The following is a 2760-nucleotide window of genomic DNA, read 5'->3' as shown; positions in this document are numbered from 1 at the left end:
GCCGGCCGCCCACGTCGGCGCCCCGTCCTACGGCTGCCCTTCTGCGGGCCCCGCGTACGGACGCCCTCGTGCGGCGCCCCGGCGTACGGCTGCCCTCCCGGAGACGGGCCGGGAGGGCAGGTCAGGGCAGGTCAGGGAGGGCAGGCCGGAGCGCGACGCGGACCGGTGGCCGGGGGCGGTCAGCCGTTGCGCGGGCCGGGGAAGGCCGTCGGCCGGGCGTCGTCGCGCAGGGCCGGACTGCCCGCGGTCGGCTGGGTGGGCATGGAACGGGCCGCGGGTACCGTCGGCACCGGGGGCAGACCCGCGTTGACGTTGAGCGTGCGGGTGCCGGTCGGCTCCGGCGTCCGCTCCGCCTCCGCGGGGGCCTGCGGGGTGGCGCGACGGGCGCCGTAACGGCGGTGCACCGCCTGCTTGGTGACCCCGAGCGCCGAGCCCACCGCGTCCCACGAGAAGCCGAGCGAGCGGTCGAAGTCCACGGCGGCCGTGACCAGGGTTTCGACGCTGTCCCGGAGCTCCTGGGCGAGGCGCACCGTCGGGGCGGGGGCGCGTCCGTAGACGACGAAGCCCGTGGACGGGCCGGAGCGGCGCGGACGGTAGACGTTGCCCAACTGGGCGGTGAGCGTGCGCAGCGCGTCCACCTGCCGGCGGACCCGCTCGATGTCCCGCACCAGCAAGTGCAGGCTGGCCCGGGCCTGGGCGTCGTGGGTTGCGTGGTCGGCCATGAACAAGCCTCTCGAACCGGCGTTGAAAGGAATTGGGCCGCGAAAGCGGCCCTTTGTGGTCAACTCTTTCTTGACCAACGCGTGCGCGCTCCGCTGGTCACGGGGTGGGGGCGTGCGGGCATATGCGTACGCCGCCCGACCGCCCGCGCGCCGCCCGTGGCCATAGACTGGTGCGCTGCCCGCCCGACCCCCGCCCGAGAGGCCCGATCCCGCCCATGAAGCTCGTCTTCGCCGGTACCCCCGAGGTCGCCGTTCCCGCTCTGGACGCTCTGCTCGCCTCCGGGCGGCACGAGGTGGCCGCCGTCGTCACGCGGCCCGACGCGCCGGCCGGGCGCGGACGCAGGCTGGTCGCGTCGCCCGTGGCCGAGCGGGCGCAGGAGGCGGGCATCGAGGTGCTCAGGCCCCTCAAGCCGCGGGACCCGGAGTTCCAGGCGCGGCTGCGGGAGATCGCCCCGGACTGCTGCCCGGTCGTCGCCTACGGCGCCCTGCTGCCGAAGTCGGCCCTGGACATCCCGGCCCACGGCTGGGTCAACCTGCACTTCTCGCTGCTGCCCGCCTGGCGTGGCGCCGCACCCGTGCAGCACTCGGTGATGGCCGGGGACGAGATCACGGGCGCCTCCACCTTCCTCATCGAGGAAGGACTCGACTCCGGACCCGTCTACGGCACCGTGACCGAGCGGGTCCGCCCCACCGACACCAGCGGCGACCTGCTGACCCGGCTCGCCTTCGCCGGCGCGGGCCTGCTCGCCGCCACCATGGACGGCATCGAGGACGGCACCCTGAAGGCCGTACCGCAGCCCGCCGACGGCGTCACCCTCGCGCCGAAGATCACCGTGGAGGACGCCCGGGTGGACTGGACGGCGCCCGCGCTGCGCGTCGACCGGGTCGTGCGCGGCTGCACCCCGGCGCCCGGTGCCTGGACCACCTTCCGCGGTGAGCGGCTCAAGCTCATCCAGGTCACGCCGGTTCCCGAGCGGACGGAACTGGCCCCGGGGCGGCTGGCCGTGGGCAAGAACAGCGTGCACGTGGGCACCGGTTCGTACGCCGTCGAGCTGCTGTGGGTGCAGGCCCAGGGCAAGAAGCCGATGCGCGCCGCCGACTGGGCCCGCGGGATGCGCATCGCGGAGGGCGAGACGCTCGGCGGCTGACGCCCCGGCCGGGGTCCGGACACCGGTGCCGGGCGGCGCCCCGCGCGGCGGGGGCACGGATGCGCCGACGTAGGCTGGAGGCGCATCCTCTTCTTCACACCCGGAGCACCTTTTTCGTGAGCGAGCCCTCCCGGCGGCCCCGCAAGCCCGCCAAGCCCTACCGCCGTCCCCAGAAGGACCCCGTCCGCATGCTCGCCTTCGAGGCGCTGCGCGCGGTGGACGAGCGGGACGCGTACGCCAACCTCGTGCTGCCCCCGCTGCTGCGGAAGGCCCGCGAGAAGGAGGGCCCGGAGAAGTTCGACGCCCGGGACGCGGCCCTCGCCACCGAGCTGGTGTACGGCACGCTGCGCCGGCAGGGCACGTACGACGCCGTCATCGCCGCCTGCGTCGACCGGCCGCTGCGTGAGGTCGACCCGCCGGTGCTGGACGTGCTGAGCCTGGGCGCGCACCAGTTGCTCGGCACCCGCATCCCGACGCACGCCGCCGTCTCCGCCTCCGTCGAGCTGGCCCGGGTGGTGCTCGGCGACGGACGGGCCAAGTTCGTCAACGCCGTGCTCCGCAAGATCGCGCAGGACGACCTGGCGGGCTGGACCGCGAAGGTCGCGCCGCCCTACGACGAGGATCCCGAGGACCACCTCGCCGTCGTGCACTCGCACCCGCGCTGGGTCGTCTCCGCGCTCTGGGACTCCCTGGGCGGCGGCCGGGCCGGCATCGAGGAGCTGCTGACGGCGGACAACGAGCGGCCCGAGGTCACGCTCGTCGCCCGGCCCGGCCGGGCCACCACCGCGGAACTGCTCCGCGAGGACGCCGCGGTGGCGGGCCGCTGGTCGCCGTACGCCGTGCGGCTGGCCGAGGGCGGCGAGCCGGGCGCGGTCGAGGCCGTGCGCGAG

3 protein-coding genes are annotated in these 2760 nt (G+C 75.6%); 2 read left to right on the top strand and 1 reads right to left on the bottom strand.

The window, feature by feature from the left end:
- Positions 1-179: 179 nt before the first annotated feature.
- Complete coding sequence (locus GT045_RS36755; protein WP_161295853.1) at positions 180-722, bottom strand: hypothetical protein; 543 nt, start codon at positions 720-722, stop codon at positions 180-182.
- 215 nt (positions 723-937) lie between these two features.
- Between GT045_RS36755 and fmt the strand changes: the two genes are divergently transcribed.
- Entirely contained in the window at positions 938-1870 is a 933-nt protein-coding gene (fmt, locus tag GT045_RS36750; RefSeq protein WP_161295851.1) for a methionyl-tRNA formyltransferase, read from the top strand.
- 116 nt (positions 1871-1986) lie between these two features.
- Positions 1987-2760 (top strand): transcription antitermination factor NusB (locus tag GT045_RS36745; protein WP_345942872.1); only part of this gene is annotated, 774 nt, incomplete at its 3' end.

Source organism: Streptomyces sp. SID486, from assembly GCF_009865385.1.
Lineage (GTDB): Bacteria > Actinomycetota > Actinomycetes > Streptomycetales > Streptomycetaceae > Streptomyces.
Note: the sequence above shows the minus strand (reverse complement) of the source record. Positions and strands in the feature narration are given on the sequence as shown.